15 protein-coding genes and 1 pseudogene are annotated in these 16,312 nt (G+C 71.6%); 8 read left to right on the top strand and 8 right to left on the bottom strand.

Features of this window, described 5'->3' with window-relative positions:
• A partial coding sequence (locus AB0G02_RS14770; protein WP_360793887.1) for an FtsX-like permease family protein occupies positions 1–2,396 on the bottom strand: 2,396 nt, incomplete at its 3' end.
• 104 nt (positions 2,397–2,500) lie between these two features.
• On the opposite strand from AB0G02_RS14770, the gene AB0G02_RS14765 reads away from it, so the two are divergent.
• Both AB0G02_RS14765 and AB0G02_RS14760 read left to right on the top strand, forming a co-directional pair.
• Positions 2,501–2,995: an NUDIX domain-containing protein gene (locus tag AB0G02_RS14765; RefSeq protein ID WP_360793885.1), complete on the top strand. Its 495-nt coding sequence runs from the start codon at positions 2,501–2,503 to the stop codon at positions 2,993–2,995.
• Complete coding sequence (locus tag AB0G02_RS14760) at positions 2,986–3,303, top strand: DUF6191 domain-containing protein (RefSeq protein WP_360793883.1); 318 nt, start codon at positions 2,986–2,988, stop codon at positions 3,301–3,303. Before AB0G02_RS14765 ends, AB0G02_RS14760 begins: the two co-directional genes overlap by 10 nt.
• Here the strand turns inward: AB0G02_RS14760 and AB0G02_RS14755 are convergent.
• Complete coding sequence (locus tag AB0G02_RS14755) at positions 3,275–4,195, bottom strand: aldo/keto reductase (protein WP_360793881.1); 921 nt, start codon at positions 4,193–4,195, stop codon at positions 3,275–3,277. The genes AB0G02_RS14760 and AB0G02_RS14755 overlap by 29 nt on opposite strands.
• A 228-nt stretch (positions 4,196–4,423) precedes the next feature.
• On the opposite strand from AB0G02_RS14755, the gene AB0G02_RS14750 reads away from it, so the two are divergent.
• Positions 4,424–5,644: a hypothetical protein gene (locus AB0G02_RS14750; RefSeq protein ID WP_360793879.1), complete on the top strand. Its 1,221-nt coding sequence runs from the start codon at positions 4,424–4,426 to the stop codon at positions 5,642–5,644.
• Positions 5,645–5,939: 295 nt separating this feature from the next.
• On the opposite strand, the gene AB0G02_RS14745 is transcribed toward AB0G02_RS14750, so the two are convergent.
• On the bottom strand, positions 5,940–6,707 hold the full coding sequence (locus AB0G02_RS14745) for an ABC transporter permease (RefSeq protein ID WP_360793877.1): 768 nt from the start codon (positions 6,705–6,707) through the stop codon (positions 5,940–5,942).
• Entirely contained in the window at positions 6,704–7,627 is a 924-nt protein-coding gene (locus AB0G02_RS14740; protein ID WP_360793875.1) for an ATP-binding cassette domain-containing protein, read from the bottom strand. The genes AB0G02_RS14745 and AB0G02_RS14740 overlap by 4 nt, the downstream gene beginning before the upstream one ends.
• A 110-nt stretch (positions 7,628–7,737) precedes the next feature.
• On the opposite strand from AB0G02_RS14740, the gene AB0G02_RS14735 reads away from it, so the two are divergent.
• Entirely contained in the window at positions 7,738–8,847 is a 1,110-nt protein-coding gene (locus AB0G02_RS14735; RefSeq protein WP_360793873.1) for a histidine kinase, read from the top strand.
• Entirely contained in the window at positions 8,844–9,488 is a 645-nt protein-coding gene (locus AB0G02_RS14730; protein ID WP_360793871.1) for a response regulator transcription factor, read from the top strand. Before AB0G02_RS14735 ends, AB0G02_RS14730 begins: the two co-directional genes overlap by 4 nt.
• A 155-nt stretch (positions 9,489–9,643) precedes the next feature.
• Here the strand turns inward: AB0G02_RS14730 and arc are convergent, their stop codons facing one another.
• Positions 9,644–11,443, bottom strand: coding sequence for a proteasome ATPase (gene arc / locus AB0G02_RS14725; RefSeq protein WP_360793869.1), 1,800 nt, complete (start codon positions 11,441–11,443; stop codon positions 9,644–9,646).
• Between the two features lie 240 nt (positions 11,444–11,683).
• On the opposite strand from arc, the gene AB0G02_RS14720 reads away from it, so the two are divergent.
• Positions 11,684–12,481: a hypothetical protein gene (locus AB0G02_RS14720; RefSeq protein WP_360793867.1), complete on the top strand. Its 798-nt coding sequence runs from the start codon at positions 11,684–11,686 to the stop codon at positions 12,479–12,481.
• Positions 12,482–12,550: 69 nt separating this feature from the next.
• Here AB0G02_RS14720 and AB0G02_RS14715 read toward each other — a convergent pair whose 3' ends face one another.
• On the bottom strand, positions 12,551–13,378 hold the full coding sequence (locus AB0G02_RS14715; protein ID WP_360793865.1) for a tRNA (adenine-N1)-methyltransferase: 828 nt from the start codon (positions 13,376–13,378) through the stop codon (positions 12,551–12,553).
• 126 nt (positions 13,379–13,504) lie between these two features.
• Positions 13,505–14,074, bottom strand: a complete 570-nt coding sequence (locus AB0G02_RS14710) for a hypothetical protein (protein WP_360793863.1) — start codon at positions 14,072–14,074, stop codon at positions 13,505–13,507.
• A gap of 108 nt (positions 14,075–14,182) precedes the next feature.
• On the opposite strand from AB0G02_RS14710, the gene AB0G02_RS14705 reads away from it, so the two are divergent.
• Complete coding sequence (locus AB0G02_RS14705) at positions 14,183–15,295, top strand: histidine kinase (RefSeq protein WP_360793861.1); 1,113 nt, start codon at positions 14,183–14,185, stop codon at positions 15,293–15,295.
• A complete protein-coding gene (locus tag AB0G02_RS14700; protein WP_360793860.1) occupies positions 15,292–15,942 on the top strand; it encodes a response regulator transcription factor in 651 nt (216 codons plus the stop codon). The genes AB0G02_RS14705 and AB0G02_RS14700 overlap by 4 nt, the downstream gene beginning before the upstream one ends.
• Before the next feature lie 16 nt (positions 15,943–15,958).
• Here the strand turns inward: AB0G02_RS14700 and AB0G02_RS14695 are convergent.
• Positions 15,959–16,312, bottom strand: a pseudogene (locus AB0G02_RS14695) (site-2 protease family protein); the annotation flags it as partial.

Below are 16,312 nucleotides of genomic sequence, written 5' to 3'. Positions count from 1 at the left end.
GCCGCCGAGGCCGGCCGTGACCCGGACGCGCTGGAGCACACCCGGTGGGGCTCGATCGACATGTCCGCCGCCAGCGTCAGCTCCGCGTAGACCAGGCCGAACAGACCACCGCCCAGCACGCCCACCAGCGCCAACAACACCGCTTCGGCCATCACGCCGCCCTGCAGCCCGCCCTTGGTGACGCCGAGCGCGCGCCGCAGCGCCATTTCCTTGCGGCGCTCCTGCACGGAGATCGTCAACGCGGTCCCGATGCCGGTCACGGCGACCGCCACGGACAGCCCGAGCAGCACCATCAGCATCACGATCCCCAGGTCGAGGTAGCGCTGGTTGTCGGCGTCGGTGTCGACCCTGGTGCTCACCAGGACGGTGGGCGAGTCGGCCAGCGCCGCCCGCACCCCGGCCTGGTAGGCGGCCGGGTCCGCGCCGGGCTTGAACGCCACCAGCACCTTCGACGGCGGCGCCAGGCCCGGGTCGGCCAGCACCACGTCGGCGTCGTCGAGCAGCGAGCCGGTGAACGTGCCGACGAACGTGGCCGTGCGAGGCCCGCCGGGCAGGCCGTCGACGGTGAACGGCCGGCCGAGCTGCGCGCCGAACCGCTCGGCGTACCACTCGTTGAGCAGCACGGTGCCCGGCTTGAAGTCGGGCGCGGGCGCGTTCTGCCTGGTCAGCCAGTCGCGCACGCGGTCGGGTTCGGCGCCGACGACCTGCGCGGTGAACGCGTAGCCGTCCGGGTTCTTCGTCTCGGCGTCCACGCCGTGCAGGACGACGGTGCTCGCCGCCTCGGGCCGGTTGGCCGCCGCGCCGACACCGCCGCCGAGCGCGCGCCCGCCCGCGTCCGAGACCACGGCGTCGGCGCGCGGTTCGTTGCTGAACTCGTTCTCCATGCGTTGGGCCGAACCGACGGTGACGGCGAAGAAGGTGACCATGGCGGCGGCCAGGAGCAGCGCCATCGCCACCGACGCGGACCGCTGGGGCACCCGCCGCACCTCGGCCGCGGCCAGCTTCCACTGCGCGCCGCCGAAGCGGCTCGCGACCGACCCGAAGATCCGGCCGAGCGCGGGCACGACGACCGGTCCGAGCACGCCGAACAGGCCGAACACGGCGGTGATGCCGGAGAACAGGATCAGGAAGATCGCGGCGATCGACCCCCTCGCGGCCACCCCCAGCACGGCCAGGAGCGCCGCCACGACCACCAGCCCGATGCCGAGGAGACGACGGCGGCGGACGACGGCTTGGTCAGGCGTTTGTCCTTCGGACGTCCGCAGCGCGGCGAGGGGCGCGATGCGCGCGGCGGCCAACGCGGGTCGGACCGAGGCGAACGCGCTGAGCGCGGCGGCCGTGACGACGCCGATGACCAGTTGGCCGACCGAGGGCAGCAGCGCCGGGCTCAGCTCCACCGCGCCGAGCAGCGAGGACAGGCCGGTGCCGTCGAACAGCCTGGCCAGCAGCCACGCCACCGACCCGCCGAGGACGGCGCCGACCGCGCCCGCGACCGCACCGGTGAGCAGCGCTTCGAAGAGGTTCGCCCACACCAGCGGGGCCCGGTGCGCGCCGAGGCAGCGCAGCAGCGCGGTGTGCCGCTGCCGTTGCGCGTAGACGGCGCGGTAGGTGGCCGAGGCGACGAACACCGACGTGGCCAGCGCCAGGATGCTGAACGGCAGCAGCACGACGGCCAGGCTGTTGTTCGCGGGCTCAGCGGCGATGGCCGCCCTGGTGTCCACGCCGAACCCGTCACCTACGGCCCGCGCGACCGCGTCCCGGTCGCCGCCGAGCACGTACAGCGCCTCGACCCTCGGCTCGCCGCCGAGCTTGGCCGCCAGGCCCTCACCGACCACGATCATCGGTTCCTCCGCGACGGAGCCGCGCTTGGTGATGCCCCGGACCACCACGTCCAGCGGCTTGCCCGCCGCGTCACCCAGCCGCACCGACATGCCCGGCACGAGGCCGTGCTCGAAGGCGGTGACCCGGTCGACCGCGATCTCGCCGTCCGGCCCGGGTGAGCGGCCCTCCAGGATCGGCACCCGGTGCAGGTCCTCCCGGTTCGGCTCGATGTCCGCGGTCGCGCGTCGGTCGCCGGCCCGGCCGCCGTCGAGCAGCAGGTCGGCCCGGACCTCGCGCACCGGTTGCGCCAGCGTCACTCCGGGAACCCGCGCCACCCGATCGGCGGTCGCCTGGTCGAGCACTCCTTCGTCGGCGCGGAGCGGCGGCCGGACGACGAGGTCGACCCCGGCGGGCACCACGGGCGCACCTTCCTCCGTGGAGCGGACCATCGCGTCGCTGAGCATCAGGGCTGCCAGCAGGCAGGCGACACCGACGACCAGGGCGACACCGGGCAGCACGGCGCGGCCGGGTCGGTTGCGGAACTCGGCCACCGCGAGCCGCAGGGATGTGGGCACAACTCCTCCTCGTGACGCGAACGCCACGACGGTAGGAAGCAGTGGTGTCGGCAGGCGTCGGCCCGGGGTAGCACTGACCGGTACTACCTGGGGAGGATCTTCGCGTGGAACTCGTGGCAGTGGTGGACCCCGACGGCACCCCGATCGGCACGGCGACACGCGCGCGGATGCGTGCCGAAGGGCTGTGGCACGCGTGCGCGGCGGTCGTCGTGCGCTCCCTCGACGGGACGCGGGTGTACGTGCACCGGCGCACCGACACCAAGGACGTCTACCCCGGCCTGTACGACCCGACGTGCGGCGGCGTCGTCGCGGCGGGTGAGACGCCGGACGAGTGCGCCGTGCGGGAGCTGGCCGAGGAGCTGGGGATCCCGGCGGTGCCGCGGTTCCGGTTCCGCACGCCGTTCGTCGATGGAACCATCCGGTACGTCGCCCACGTTTACGACGTGCGCAGCGACGGACCGTTCACCCACCAGGCGGAGGAAGTGGCCTGGGGCGGCTGGATGGACCTCGACGAGGTGCGGGCGAAGGCGGAAGACCCGGGGTGGCCGGTGGTGCCGGACGGTCGGGTCCTGATCCGGGAGTGGTTCGGATGGGCATGATGTTCGCGCTGTCGATCCCCGGCCTCGCGGTGCTGCTGGTCGGCCTCGCGGCCGGCGAGCGGCTGTGGAAGTGGATCCGCCGCCGCAAGGGTCACCCGGTCGTCTCGGCCACCGCGCTCGACGAGTTCACCACCCTGTTCAGCGGCGGGAAGCACGTCGAGCTGGAGCAGCGGCGGACGACGCTGATGCTGGGCGAGGACGAGGAGTCGGCCGCGCCGCCGCGCGGACCGGTCGACCTCGACTCGGGCGCGGTGCGACTCGCCGTGGGCGGATCGCGGGTCACTCCCAGGCCAGCGACGCCCGAGTAGCCCAGTACCGGTCGGCGGGTTCGGCGCAGTCCGCGAGCGCGTCCGGGTCCAGGTCGACGTCACGCGCCTTCAGGTTGGCGTGCAGCTGGTCCGGGCTCGCGGCCCCCGAGAGGACCACGTCGGCCCACGGTTGCGCGCGCACGGCGGCCAGCGCGACGGCGTCCGGTCCCACGCCGTGCTCCTCGGCCAGCGCACGCACGCGCGGCGGCGGGTCGACGGCCAGCCTGCCGTTGGCCAGGCCCTCCTTGACGAACACCTCCGCGCCGGACTCCCCGGCGAACGCCAGCGCCGGTCCCACCGAGGTCTCCAGCACGTTCCAGGTCGACTGGACGCTGTCGAACAGCCGCCGCCCCTCGACCGTCAGCTCCAGCGCGCGCCGCACCGTCTCACCCTGGCCGGGACCGGACGTGGAGAACCCGAGTCGGACACCCGAATCGCGCAACCGGCCCAGCGCGAGCAGCAGGTCCGGATCACCGAACAACGGGCTGTCGGACGTCAGCGAATGCACTTGGTAGAGGCCGACGTGCGCGCCGAGCAGTTCCTCGGTCTCGCGCCACTGCCGGGTGAATTGGTCGAGCGAGTGCTCCTTCACCTCGTGCGTGGCCGCGTCCCGCCGCCAGTCACCGACGTAGGCGTATCCCCATTTGCTGGACACCTGCACGTCCTGGTGGCCCCGGTCGGCCAGCCACTGGGCGAGGAACTCCTCCGACCGGCCGTAGGACCGCGCCGCGTCCACCCGGCGCACGCCCGCCGCGTAGGCGGCGTCCAGCACGGCGTGGCACTGGGCGCGCATCGCGTCCACGTCGCGCTGGTCCGGCAACGCGTGCTCGCGGCCGAGGTTGATGTAGGCGGGACGACCGAGGGCGGCCAGGCCGAGGGCGAAGTCGGGCACGTGCGACACGGTAACCGGCAGCCAGGCCCACCGCCGTTCGGTGCTCCCCCTGCCACCACCGACCGCCACCGGCGGAGCGGACACTGTCCGCACATTTCGCGAAATGCGCTCTCCGTTCTGCGTCGACTAGACCTTTCGAGTGTCCACTTCGCTCACCTGATGGTGTGATCGCAATTCCGTGCGCAGAGGCCCTAGCATCGCCTTGCCGTCGATTTCGGGAGAGAAATCATGGGATCTGCGCGGAAATGGCGACGACGCCTCGGATTCATCGTCGCGACCCTCGTCGTTCCGGCGCTCGCGCCGATCCCGGGCCCCGCCACCGCCACCGCTGTCACCACCTCCGCCACCGTCGCCTCGGCCACCACCGCCTCGGCTACCACCGCCTCGTCCGCGACCCCGATCACCGAGTACGGCCCGGTCCCGTCGTCCCTCCCCGTCGGGGGTGTGTGCGAGGTCGAGTTCGACCACGACGGGAAGCTCTGGGTCGAGCAGTACCTCAGCAGCCAGGTCGCCCGGTTCGACCCAGCCACCGGCCGGTTCACCAACTACGCCACGCCGATGCCGCTGTCGGTGCCCGGCGGCATGGACCTCGACACCGCAGGTGACCTGTGGATGCCGCAGGTCACCGGGAACAGCCTGCTCCGCGTCGACACCCGGGGCGGCGGCATGACCGAGTTCCCGCTGCCGTGGGCCACCGCGTTCAACGCCCGACCGCTGGGCATCCCGCTGCACAGCGGCACCGGGCTGGCCAACGACATCGCGCTGGGGCCGGACGGCGCGCTGTGGTTCACCCTCGGCGGGCTGGACTCGATCGGCCGCTACGACCCGGCGACCGGCGCGTGGAGCAGGTACGTCGTGCCGGGCGAGATCCTGGGCCAGGTCGGCGCGCTGTTCGGCATCATCAAGCCGGGACCGGGCCGCACCGTCGTGTTCGACCTGCCTCAGCTCGACAAGGTAGCCACGCTCGACGTGGACACCCACCTGTTCACCCAGTACACGATGCCGACCCCGGCGTCGTTCCCGGTCGGCGTGCGCACCGCCGCGGACGGCACCATCTGGGTGGGCGAGTCGCTGGGCATGAAGATCGCCCGCATCGACCCCACGACCAGCCTGATCACCGAGTACCCGCTGCTGGGCGTCGGTGGGCTGCTGACCAGCATCCTCGACGGCCTGGGCGTCGGCAGCATCGGCAACCCGCTGCCGATGGCCGGACCGATAGCCGAGGCCAGTGACGGCAACATCTACTTCTCGGTCAGCTTCCCCGCCCTCATCGGTCTCGGCAACCAGGTGGCCAGGTTCAACCCCACCACCCACGAGGTCCGAATGTGGCCCACCCCCTCATCCGCCTCCTATCCCTGCGACATCAACGTCCACCAACCGGGCGCGGTCTGGTTCGGCCTGCTCACCTCCAACAAGATCGGAAAACTGGACATCAACGCCGCCACCTGATCGAGCTCCTTCACCGCCTCAACTGCTCATCCGGCGACGGCCCACTTCGAGTACCGCCCCGGACGCTCGGCGCACCGGCGGCGATGGTGGTGCAGACGCTGTGCCCGCACACCCGGCCCCGCCCCGATGGTCCGTCGAGCACCCATCGCCCACTCCGAGCAGTGGAAGACCCTCGTTACCAGTCCCAGCCACCGGCCGCCGCATCCGCCCGCGGTCGACGAACTGGTCGTCACCCGTGACGAGGAACAGCAGCGGCTACGGGGGCGTGCTCAGCCGGGCATCGGTGGCTTCGACGTCACGCGTCATGTCGGAGGAGCGCGATCAGGGCACCGCCCAGGGCCACCACCAGATACGCGACCATCACCGCGCCGGCGCCCCAGGGGGACAGCATCGGGTCTGCCACCTGGCCCGACAGCTGGGGCGCGAGCACCGGCAGCATCACCGAGTAGACCCGCTCGCCCCACGGCTGAGGTATCAGGAAGGTGACCGGCGGCAGCACGAACAACAAGGCGCACACGGACACGAGCGCGCCCGCCGTGGATCTGAGCAGGAAGCCGAGTGCCAGGCCGAGCAGGGCGACCAGGACCATCGACGCCACATCGGCCAGCAACGTCGGTGCGGCGTCGCTGAACGACCCGTACGCCGAGATCGGCTCCGGCCGGTCGCCCGTGATCAGCTCGCCCGCCTGGTACGCGAGCAGGGTGGCGACCGCGGCCACGACCAGCGACACGCCCGTCACGACGACCACCTTGGCCAGCAGGTAGGCCCGCCGCTGCGGCACGGAGACCAGCGCGGTGCGGATCATCCCGCTGCCGTACTCCGAGGTGATCGCCAGCGCGCCCAGCACGCCGAGGCAGAACTGGGTGACCGGGACGACCATCAGGCCCGGGTCGGCCGCCTCGAACCGCTGCCGCACGTCCGGCGGCGAGGTGTCCCAGTCGGCCGTCATCAGGTACGCCACCAGCGCGCCGGCCAGCAGGGTCACCGCGATGGCGAGCAGCACGGCGGTCGTGGAGCGGACCGAGCGGAGCTTGAGCCACTCCGAGTTCAGCACGTCGATCATGCGCCTGCCACCTCCGGGCTCGTCTCCTTGGTGCGGTACTCCACGCTGTCCTCGGTCAGTTCGAGGTAGGCGTCCTCCAGGGACGCGCTGCGCGGGGTCAGCTCGTGGATCGGGATGCGGTCGCGCGCCGCCACGGTGGCGATGTCCGGGGCGGCGAGCCCGCGCACGAGCAGGGCGCCGGCCTCGGGCTCGACCGTGGCGCCCGCCGCCTCCAGGAGCGCCACCAGGGCGTCCGCCGCGGGCGAGCGCACCAGCACGTCCTTCTTGAACTTCTCCTGCAGGTCCTGCATGGACGCCTCCAGGATCAGCCTGCCCCGCCCGATCACGATCACCCGGTCGGCGGTCAGCGCCATCTCGCTCATCAGGTGGCTGGACACCAGCACCGTGCGACCCTCGCGGGCCAAGCCCCGCATCAGGTGCCGGATCCAGCGGATGCCCTCCGGGTCGAGGCCGTTCACCGGCTCGTCGAACAGCAGCACGCCGGGATCCCCGAGCAGGGCCGCCGCCACACCGAGGCGCTGCTTCATGCCCAGCGACAGCGACCCCACCCGTCTCTTGGCCACACCGGCCAGGCCGACCTCCTCCAGCACGGCCACGACCCGGCGGTCCTTGATGCCGTTGCTGCGGGCCAGCACGCGGAGGTGGTCGTAGGCCGACCGGCCGCCGTGCGCCGCGCCCGCGTCGAGCAGCGCGCCGACGTGGTGCGCGGGCCGGCGGATGTCGGCGTAGCGACGGCCGTCGACCAGCGCCTCGCCGCTGGTGGGCCGGTCCAGCCCCAGGATCGCCCGCATGGTGGTGGACTTGCCCGCCCCGTTGGGGCCCAGGAACCCCGCCACGTAACCCGGCTTCACCTCGAACGACAAGCCGTCCACGGCCCTGGTGGCGCGGTAGCGCTTGGTCAGTTGCCTCACTTCGATCATGGGGCAAGCGTGCTCGGCGGACGGGGCCGGCGGATCGGACCGAGGTCTGCGATTCGGGGTCGGACCGTAGTCCGACGTCACGGGCCGCGCCGACGATTACGGTGCTGATCGTGACCTCGCGAGTGCTGCGGATGCTGCCGACCGCCTACCTCTATGCGCTGGACACGGCCGCCGCGGTGGTGTTCATGATGATCTACCTGGGGTTCGCCGACACGAGGGGCGTGCCCTGGTGGTTCGGCTACCCGATCGCGATGCTCGTCGGGGCGCCGTTGGCGCTGCGCCGCAAGCGGCCGGTGCTGACGCTCGGCGTCGTGCTGCTCGCGCAGAACGTGGCCACCGTCGCCCACATCACGCTGGAGCCCTACAGCGCGACGGCGTTCGCGCTGTACATGGTGGCCGTGGTCTGCCCGCAGCGGGTGGCCGTGGGTGCCCTGGCCGTCTCGGTGGGGTCGGCGTGCGTGGCGGTGTTCATCGGGGAGGCGTGGCCGGAGTCCGTCGGGCTGGCCGCGTTCCAGGCGCTGGTGGTGGGTGCGGCGTGGGCGTTGGGCCGCACCATGCGGGTCCGCCGGTCCTACGAGGAGCGCCAGGCCGCCGAGGTGGCGTCGAAGGCCGTCGTCGAGGAGCGGCTGCGGATCGCCCGCGAGCTGCACGACGTGGTGGCGCACAGCCTGAGCCTGATCACGGTCAAGGCCGGTGTGGCGGCCCACGTGGCGGCGGCGCAGCCCGAGCAGGCGCAGGAGGCGCTGCAGGTCATCGAGAGCGCTTCGCGGAGCACCCTGGTCGAGATGCGGCGGCTGCTGGGCGTGCTGCGGTCGGAGGACGCGGCGGCCGAGCTGGCCCCGATGCCCGGCCTGGGCGACCTGCCGGAGTTGGTGTCACGGGCGTCGCTGGCCGGGGTCGAGGTGTCGCTGGAGGTGTCCCCCGGTGAGCTGCCCGAGGGGCTGGGGTTGACGGTGTACCGGATCGTGCAGGAGTCGGTGACCAACGTGGTCAAGCACGCGGCCCCGGCCTCCTGCGAGGTGTCGATCGTGGTGGGGGACGATGCGGTCAGGGTGCGGGTGGTGGACGACGGGCCCGGCGAGCGGGTGCTGGCCGGTGGCGGCGGGGGGCACGGGTTGATCGGGATGCGGGAGCGGGTGGCGGTGTACGGCGGGACGTTCTCGGCCGGTCCGCTGGCCGGTGGCGGTTTCGCGGTGCGCGCCGAGGTGCCGCTGTCGTGATCGACGTGGTGGTCGTGGACGACCAGGCGCTGCTGCGCGGCAGCTTCCGGGTGCTCGTCGACTCGGCGCCCGACCTGCGGGTGGTCGGGGAGGCCGGCGACGGTGCCGAGGCGGTGTCGGTGGTGCGGTCGACGTCGCCGCACGTGGTGCTGATGGACGTGCGTATGCCGGGCGTGGACGGGATCGCGGCCACCCGCGAGATCAGCGGGTTCTCCGAGGCCCGGGTGCTGATCCTGACCACGTTCGACCTGGACGAGTACGTGTACTCGGCGTTGCGGGCCGGTGCGAGCGGGTTCCTGCTCAAGGACACTCCCCCGGCCGAGCTGCTGGCCGCGATCCGCGTGGTGGCCGCCGGCGACGCGCTGCTGTCACCCTCCGTGACCCGCCGCCTGGTGGCCGAGTTCTCCCGCACGCCTCCGCCGCGCTTGAAGCGCCTCGACGGGATCACGGAACGTGAGCAGGAGGTGTTGCTGTTGATCGCGCGGGGATTCTCCAACGCCGAGATCATGGAGGGGCTGCACCTGTCGGCCGGCACGGTGAAGACCCACATCGGCCGGCTGCTGCACAAGCTCCAGGCACGGGACCGCGCTCAACTGGTGATCGCCGCCTACGAGTCGGGCCTGGTCAGCGCCCGGTCCTGAGGCGAAGGAACGCGCGGTTACCTCACTAATCACGCCTCTGGCCCGGCGGTGTACGTCCCCGGCCACGCACGAGCGGCCCGTGTACGCGGAACGCCCGCCCTGCCGAGGTGGCGGGGCGGGCGTTCCAGGCGGGTTGGTTGTGGCGACAGCAGTCGTTACAGGTACTGACCGGTGTTCGTGGCCGTGTCGATGGCTCGACCCGACTCCTGGTTCTTGCCGGTCACGAGCGTGCGGATGTAGACGATCCGCTCGCCCTTCTTGCCCGAGATCCTGGCCCAGTCGTCCGGGTTGGTCGTGTTGGGCAGGTCCTCGTTCTCGGCGAACTCGTCCACGATCGCGTCCAGCAGGTGGCGCACCGACAAGCCCGGCTGCTTGGTGTCCAGCAGGCTCTTGATGGCCGCCTTCTTCGCGCGGTCGACGATGTTCTGGATCATGGCGCCCGAGTTGAAGTCCCGGAAGTACAGGACCTCCTTGTCACCGTTGGCGTAGGTGACCTCGAGGAACCGGTTCTCCTCGGACTCCTCGTACATCCGCTCGACCGTGTGCTGCACCATGCCGTCGATGCAGGCCACCGGGTCGCCGCCGAACTCCGCGAGGTCGTCGGCGTGGATCGGCAGGTCGGGCGTGAGGTACTTGTTGAAGATGTCCTTCGCGCCTTCGGCGTCCGGACGCTCGATCTTGATCTTGACGTCGAGCCGGCCCGGTCGCAGGATCGCCGGGTCGATCATGTCCTCGCGGTTGGAGGCGCCGATCACGATCACGTTCTCCAGGCCCTCGACGCCGTCGATCTCGCTGAGGAGTTGGGGCACGATCGTGGTCTCGACGTCGGAGGACACGCCACTGCCACGGGTCCGGAAGATCGAGTCCATCTCGTCGAAGAACACGATCACCGGGGTGCCCTCGGAGGCCTTCTCCCGGGCGCGCTGGAAGATCAGCCGGATGTGCCGCTCGGTCTCGCCCACGAACTTGTTGAGCAGCTCGGGGCCCTTGATGTTGAGGAAGTAGCTCTTCGCCTCGCGGTGGTCCTCACCCCTGGCGGCGTGGACCTGCTTGGCCAGGGAGTTGGCCACCGCCTTCGCGATGAGCGTCTTGCCGCAGCCGGGAGGGCCGTACAGCAGCACGCCCTTGGGCGGGCGCAGCTTGTACTCGCGGAACAGGTCGGCGTGCAGGAACGGCAGCTCCACGGCGTCGCGGATCTGCTCGATCTGCCGGTAGAGGCCACCGATGTCCTCGTACTTGACGTCGGGCACCTCCTCCAGCACCAGGTCCTCGACCTCGGCCTTGGGCACGCGCTCGTAGGCGAAGCCCGCCTTCGAGTCGACCAGCAGCGAGTCGCCCGCCTTCAACGGCGAGTCCATCAGCGGCTGGGCGAGCCAGACGACGCGCTCCTCGTCCGCGTGACCCACGACCAGGGCACGACCGATCGAGCTGTCGGCGGTCTCCGAGGTCAGCACCTCACGGAGCGTGCACACCTCGCCGGTGCGCTCGAAGTCGCCGCCCTCGACCACCGTCAGCGCCTCGTTCAGGCGCACCGACTGGCCCAGGACCAGGGACGACGTCTCGACCGCCGGCGATACGGAGACCCGCATGCGACGGCCGGAGGTGAACACGTCCACCGTGCCGTCCTCGAACTTGGCCAGGAACACGCCGTAACCGCTGGGCGGTTGCGCGAGGCGGTCGACCTCCTCACGCAGCGCGAGCAGTTGGCTCCGTGCTTCTCGAAGGGTGTCGATGAGCTTCGTGTTGCGCTCGGTCAGTTGGCTGACGCGCTCCGTCGCCTCCGCCAACCGCTGCTCCAGCAGGCGGACGTGTCGTGGGGATTCCGTCAACTTGCGGCGCAGCAACGCGATCTCGTCCTCCAGGAACCTGATCTGCGCTGTCAGCTCACCAGAGTTGTTGCCCTTGTTCAGCTCGCCACCCTCATCGGGCTGGCTGCCGGGATGACCGTGCTGCATGTCGGCACCCTCCTCCCGTGTTCGTACGACAACGGTACCGGCGATCACCGACAAAAGCCGCCACCCAGCGGGTTCCCGAGCGTCGTGTGATGACACAAACCGCCCGCTCGGCCGGATCAACTGCTCCATACCGGTGTCTGCCGGAACCTCCTACCCGCTACCGTGCGTCCCATAACGAGTCTCACGAGTGCAGTCCGGGCAGTGTCCACTGCCACCAGCGGAAAGTTCTAGGAGAACGTGATGTCCGTCCCGCCGCAGCAGCCGGATCCCTACGGTCAGCAGCCGGGTCCACTTGGCCGGCAACCAGGCCAATTCGGCCAGCAGCCGGGGTACGGCCAGCAGCCCGGCGGGTACCCTCCGCCGCCCCAGGGCTTCCCACAGGGTGGGCAGCAGCCCGGCTACGGCACGCCGCCCGGGGGCTACGGGCAGCCGGGTCAGCCCGGTCCGGGTCAGCCGCCCTACGGCCCGCCCGGCCAGTTCAACCAACCCGGTTACGGCCAACCGGGTGGTTTCGGCGGTCCCTACGGCACGCCGCCGAAGAAGAGCCCCCTGCCCTGGATCCTGGGTGGTGTCGGCGCGCTGGTCGTGATCGGCGTCGTGGTCACCCTGGTGATGACGCTGGGTGGCGGTGGCAACGGCACCGCCAAGGACGCCGCCGAGGGCTACGTCGCCGCCGTCAACGCCCGCGACTTCGACAAGCTCCGCTCGCTGACCTGCTCCGAGAAGCACGGCACGATCGAGGACATCAAGAAGGCCACCGACCCGGGCGCCTTCTCGGAGCAGCTGGAGAAGGAGCTCGAGAACCTGCCGGAGGAGTACAAGGAGCAGGTCAAGGCGGCTCAGGAGGCGGCCAAGAACATCAAGGTCAACCTCACCCTCGACAAGGTCGAGGAGAAGAGCGACACCGAGGCCGCGGCCACCGTCTCGGTGAAGTTCGACGGCGTGCCCGACAGCATGAAGGAGTACGTCAAGGACCAGACCGACACGCTGCCGTTCAAGAAGACCGACGACGGCTGGGTCGCCTGCCCGGACAAGTGATCCCCCAGGACTGACCACAACGGCCCCGCACGTCAAGTGCGGGGCCGTTGTCGCTGCTCAGGGACTTGCTCAGCCCTTGGACGGGCGGCGCTGCGGCCGGGGCGGCGTGACGCCGTCGGCCAGCCTGCGGGTGGTCAGCAGGAACGCGGTGTGCCCGATCATCCGGTGCTCGGGTCGCACCGCCAGGCCCACCACGTGCCACGGCCGCACGAGGGTCTCCCACGCGTGCGGCTCGGTCCAGTGCTGCTGCTCCCGGATCGCCTCGGTGACCTTCGACAGCTGCGTCGTGGTCGCCACGTACACCACGAGCACGCCGCCCGGGATGAGGCTGCGCGACACGGCGGGCAGCACGTCCCACGGCGCGAGCATGTCCAGGACGACCCGGTCGACCTCGCCCTCGTGCTCGACGACGTCACCCACGGTCAGCGACCAGTTGCCCGGCCGTTCGCCGAAGAACTGCTCGACGTTGCGGATCGCGTGGTCGGCGTGGTCCTGGCGGACCTCGTAGGAGGTGACGCTGCCCTTCTCGCCCACGGCCCGCAGCAACGAGCAGGTCAGCGCGCCCGACCCGGCCCCGGCCTCCAGCACCCGCGCGCCGGGGAACACGTCGCCGTACATGACGATCTGGGCGGCGTCCTTGGGGTAGATGACCTGCGCGCCGCGCGGCATGGACAGCACGTAGTCCGACAGCAGGGGCCGGAGCGCCAGGAAGGACGTGCCGCCGACGGAGATCACCACGGACCCCTCGGGCTGCCCGATCAGCTTGTCGTGCGGCAGCGCGCCGCGGTGGGTGTGGTACTCCTTGCCCGGTTCGAGCATGATCGTGTAGTGCCGTCCCTTCGGGTCGGTCAACTGCACCCGGTCTCCCGGCTGGAACGGACCACTGGCGGTGCTCACCGCGGCGAACCTCCTGCTAAAACGCGCGTCAACAGCGCACGATGGTCGCACGGGCACCGGATACGGCCCGTAGCGGCCTACCGACGCGACCCGGCCGCCCTCCCGAGCGCCGCGACGCCGGTGACCTCAGGCGTCGCTCCCCCTCGACGCCGGTTTGTCGATCACCTCGCGGACGGTGCAGTAGACCGGCCAGCCGAGCAGCCAGATCACGCCGACGACGGTCATGCCGCGCATCTGGTCCCACAGCCGCCCGGCGTGCTCCGGGGTGCTGACGACGTACATGAGCAGCAGCATCACCGCGCACGCGATAACCCAGGCGATCACGAACTTGCCCCACTCGCGCCACTCGTAGCGGACCCTCTCCGGTCCCCTCCGGGGTGGTCTCACCGGCGGCGGACCACCGGCGAACCGGTGCGCGACCCGCTGGTCGGCCCACCGGAGCAGGCTGTGCCCGAACGCCACGCTCACCCCCAGGTAGATGGCGGCGAGCCCGTGCACGCTCTCGGCCTCACCACCCGATCGCAGGTCGAACACGGCCGCGACGAGCAGCACCACGTCCACCACGGGCGTGCAGAGCAGCAGCACCGCGCCGAGCCTGCGCATCCGCAGGGCGTACCGGGCCAGCAGCCCGGCGCCCAGCACGACCCAGAACCCGACCTCGCACGCCACGATGACGACAACCAACGGTTCGACCACGTCCGAAGCGTGCCGCCGGGACGTCGCGCCGCGCGTCGTCGGCCCGACCCACGGCCGGTCATCACTTAGTAGGACGACCGGCGCAGGGCCCTGTGCTGTGATGACCGGGTGCAGCTCCACCGGAAACACCGCGACGTGCTGGCCGCGGTGGCCTGCTTCGCCGCGGGGCTGCTGCTGTACTGGCTGCGCCTGGACCCGGTCATCGGCGGTCCGGACGTGCGGACGCCGATCGGCGTCCGGGTGGCGGTGCTCGCGGTCGCGTGCGCCGGTCAGGCGTGGCGCCACACCGCGCCCGCGACGTCGCTGGTGGTGGTCAGCGCGGCCACGGCGGCCGACCTGTACTCCGGTCTGGGCATGCCGGTGCTGGTGGTGTTCATCGACGTGCTGTTCACGGCGAGCCTGCACGGGTCGCGCGGGCTGCACCGGACGCTGGTCGGCGTGGTGGGCGCGGCGACGGTCGGCATCGCGGTCGTCGTCGCGGTGGTCGGTGACTGGCGGCAGTCGTTCTACGCCGGGTTGCAGGTGTTCTCGCTGCTCGTGGTGCCCGTGTGGTGGGCGACGAACCTGCGGCAGCACCGGGAGAGCGCCGAGCAGGTCACCCGGATCGCGGAGCTGGACCGGCGGGCCGCGGTGAACGCCGAGCGCAACCGGATGGCCCGCGACCTGCACGACGTGGTGGCCGGGCACCTGTCCGCGATCGCGCTCCAGTCCGAGGCGGTGCTGTCGATGCGCGAGAACCACCCCGAACGGGTGCGCACGGTGCTGAGGTCGGTCCGGGAGAACAGCGTGCGGTCGCTGACCGAGATGCGGACGATGATCGACGTGCTGCGGGCCGACGACCCGGTGGACGAGCCGGTCGCGGTGCGGCTGGCCGACGTGGGCAGGCTGGTCGAGTCGGCCGTCGCGGGCGGGCTGGCGGTGGAGCTGCGCGGCGCGGACGTGGGCGAGCTGCCCGCGGGGGTGGACGTGGCGGCGTACCGGATCGTGCAGGAGGCGTTGACCAACGTGTTGAAGCACGCGCCCGGCGCGCGCACGTCGGTGGTGCTGGAACGGCAGGTCAGGCGGTTGGTGGTGGTCGTGCGCAACGACGCGGTCGAGGGTCCGCGGGGCACCGGGACGGGGGTGGTGAGCATGGCTGAACGCGCGCAGCTGGTCGGCGGGGTGTTCGCCGCGGGCCGTCACGGCGGCCAGTGGGTCGTGCGGGCGGAGTTGCCGCTGTGATCCGGGTGGTGGTGGCCGACGACCACGCGGCGATCCGGGCCGGGCTGGTGATGATCCTCGGTGACGCGGAGGGCGTCGAGGTCGTGGGTGAGGCGGCGGACGGCGAGGCGGCGGTGCGGCTGGCGACGCGGCTCGAACCGGACGTGGTGCTGATGGACATCCGGATGCCGGGGGTGGACGGCATCGAGGCGACCAGGCGGCTGGCCGGGGTGTGCGACGTGCTGGTGCTGACCACGTTCGACCTGGACGAGTACGTGCGCGGGGCGTTGCGGGCTGGCGCGGCGGGGTTCCTGCTGAAGTCGGTGGAGGCGTCCGCGCTGGTGGACGCGGTGCGGCAGGTGGCGGCCGGTGACGGTGTGCTCGCGCCGAGCGTGACGCGGCGGGTGATGCGGGAGTTCGCCTCGGTCGTGCCCCGTTCCCGCCCGGCCGGGTTGGATTCGCTCACCGAGCGTGAGGTGGAGGTGCTGCGGTGCCTCGGTGAGGGGCTGTCGAATCACCAGATCGGGCGGAAATTGCACATCGGTGAGACGACGGTGAAGACGCACGTGTCGCGGGTGCTGACGAAGCTGGACCTGCGGTCGCGGGTGCAGGCGGCGATCCTGGCGCAGGAGGTCGGGGTGCTGGACGGCCTGAACGGCGGCGGTTAGGTCGGCGGCGGCAAGGTCAGCGGCGGTTCAGGGCGGCTTTCAGGTCTTCGCGCCGCAGCACGCCGGCGGGCCTTCCTTCCAGGTCCACGACCAGGTACTCCCAGGCGGCCGTGCCGTGCACGCGTTCCACCACCTCGGCTCCGGTCTCGTTCTCCAGCAGCACGGTCTCCGGCCGGATCGGCACGGCGGCCTGCTCGGCGGGCGCGTGCGGTGACGTGCTGGCCAGGCGGGCCGCCATCTCGCGGTCGAGCAGGCCCGCGGCGACGCCGTCCGCGCGGACCAGGACCACGCCCCGACCGGCCGACGCGGTGAGCGCGCCCGACACCGGGCTCTCGGCGGGCAGCTGGAGCACGGGTCGGACGAGCTCGCC

It is taken from the genome of Actinosynnema sp. NPDC023658, assembly GCF_040639995.1.
In the GTDB taxonomy this organism is placed as follows: domain Bacteria; phylum Actinomycetota; class Actinomycetes; order Mycobacteriales; family Pseudonocardiaceae; genus Actinosynnema.
The sequence above is the reverse complement of the archived record's forward strand: the minus strand, read 5'-3'. Positions and strand labels throughout refer to the sequence as shown.

Bases quoted from the DNA above. Each gene is read 5' to 3' on its own strand.
- AB0G02_RS14760 (WP_360793883.1), top strand. From the start codon at position 2,986: ATGGGCATGATGTTCGCGCTGTCGATCCCCGGCCTCGCGGTGCTGCTG.
- AB0G02_RS14740 (WP_360793875.1), bottom strand. From the start codon at position 7,627: ATGATCGAAGTGAGGCAACTGACCAAGCGCTACCGCGCCACCAGGGCC.
- AB0G02_RS14745 (WP_360793877.1), bottom strand. From the start codon at position 6,707: ATGATCGACGTGCTGAACTCGGAGTGGCTCAAGCTCCGCTCGGTCCGC.
- arc (WP_360793869.1), bottom strand. From the start codon at position 11,443: ATGCAGCACGGTCATCCCGGCAGCCAGCCCGATGAGGGTGGCGAGCTG.
- AB0G02_RS14720 (WP_360793867.1), top strand. From the start codon at position 11,684: ATGTCCGTCCCGCCGCAGCAGCCGGATCCCTACGGTCAGCAGCCGGGT.
- AB0G02_RS14750 (WP_360793879.1), top strand. From the start codon at position 4,424: ATGGGATCTGCGCGGAAATGGCGACGACGCCTCGGATTCATCGTCGCG.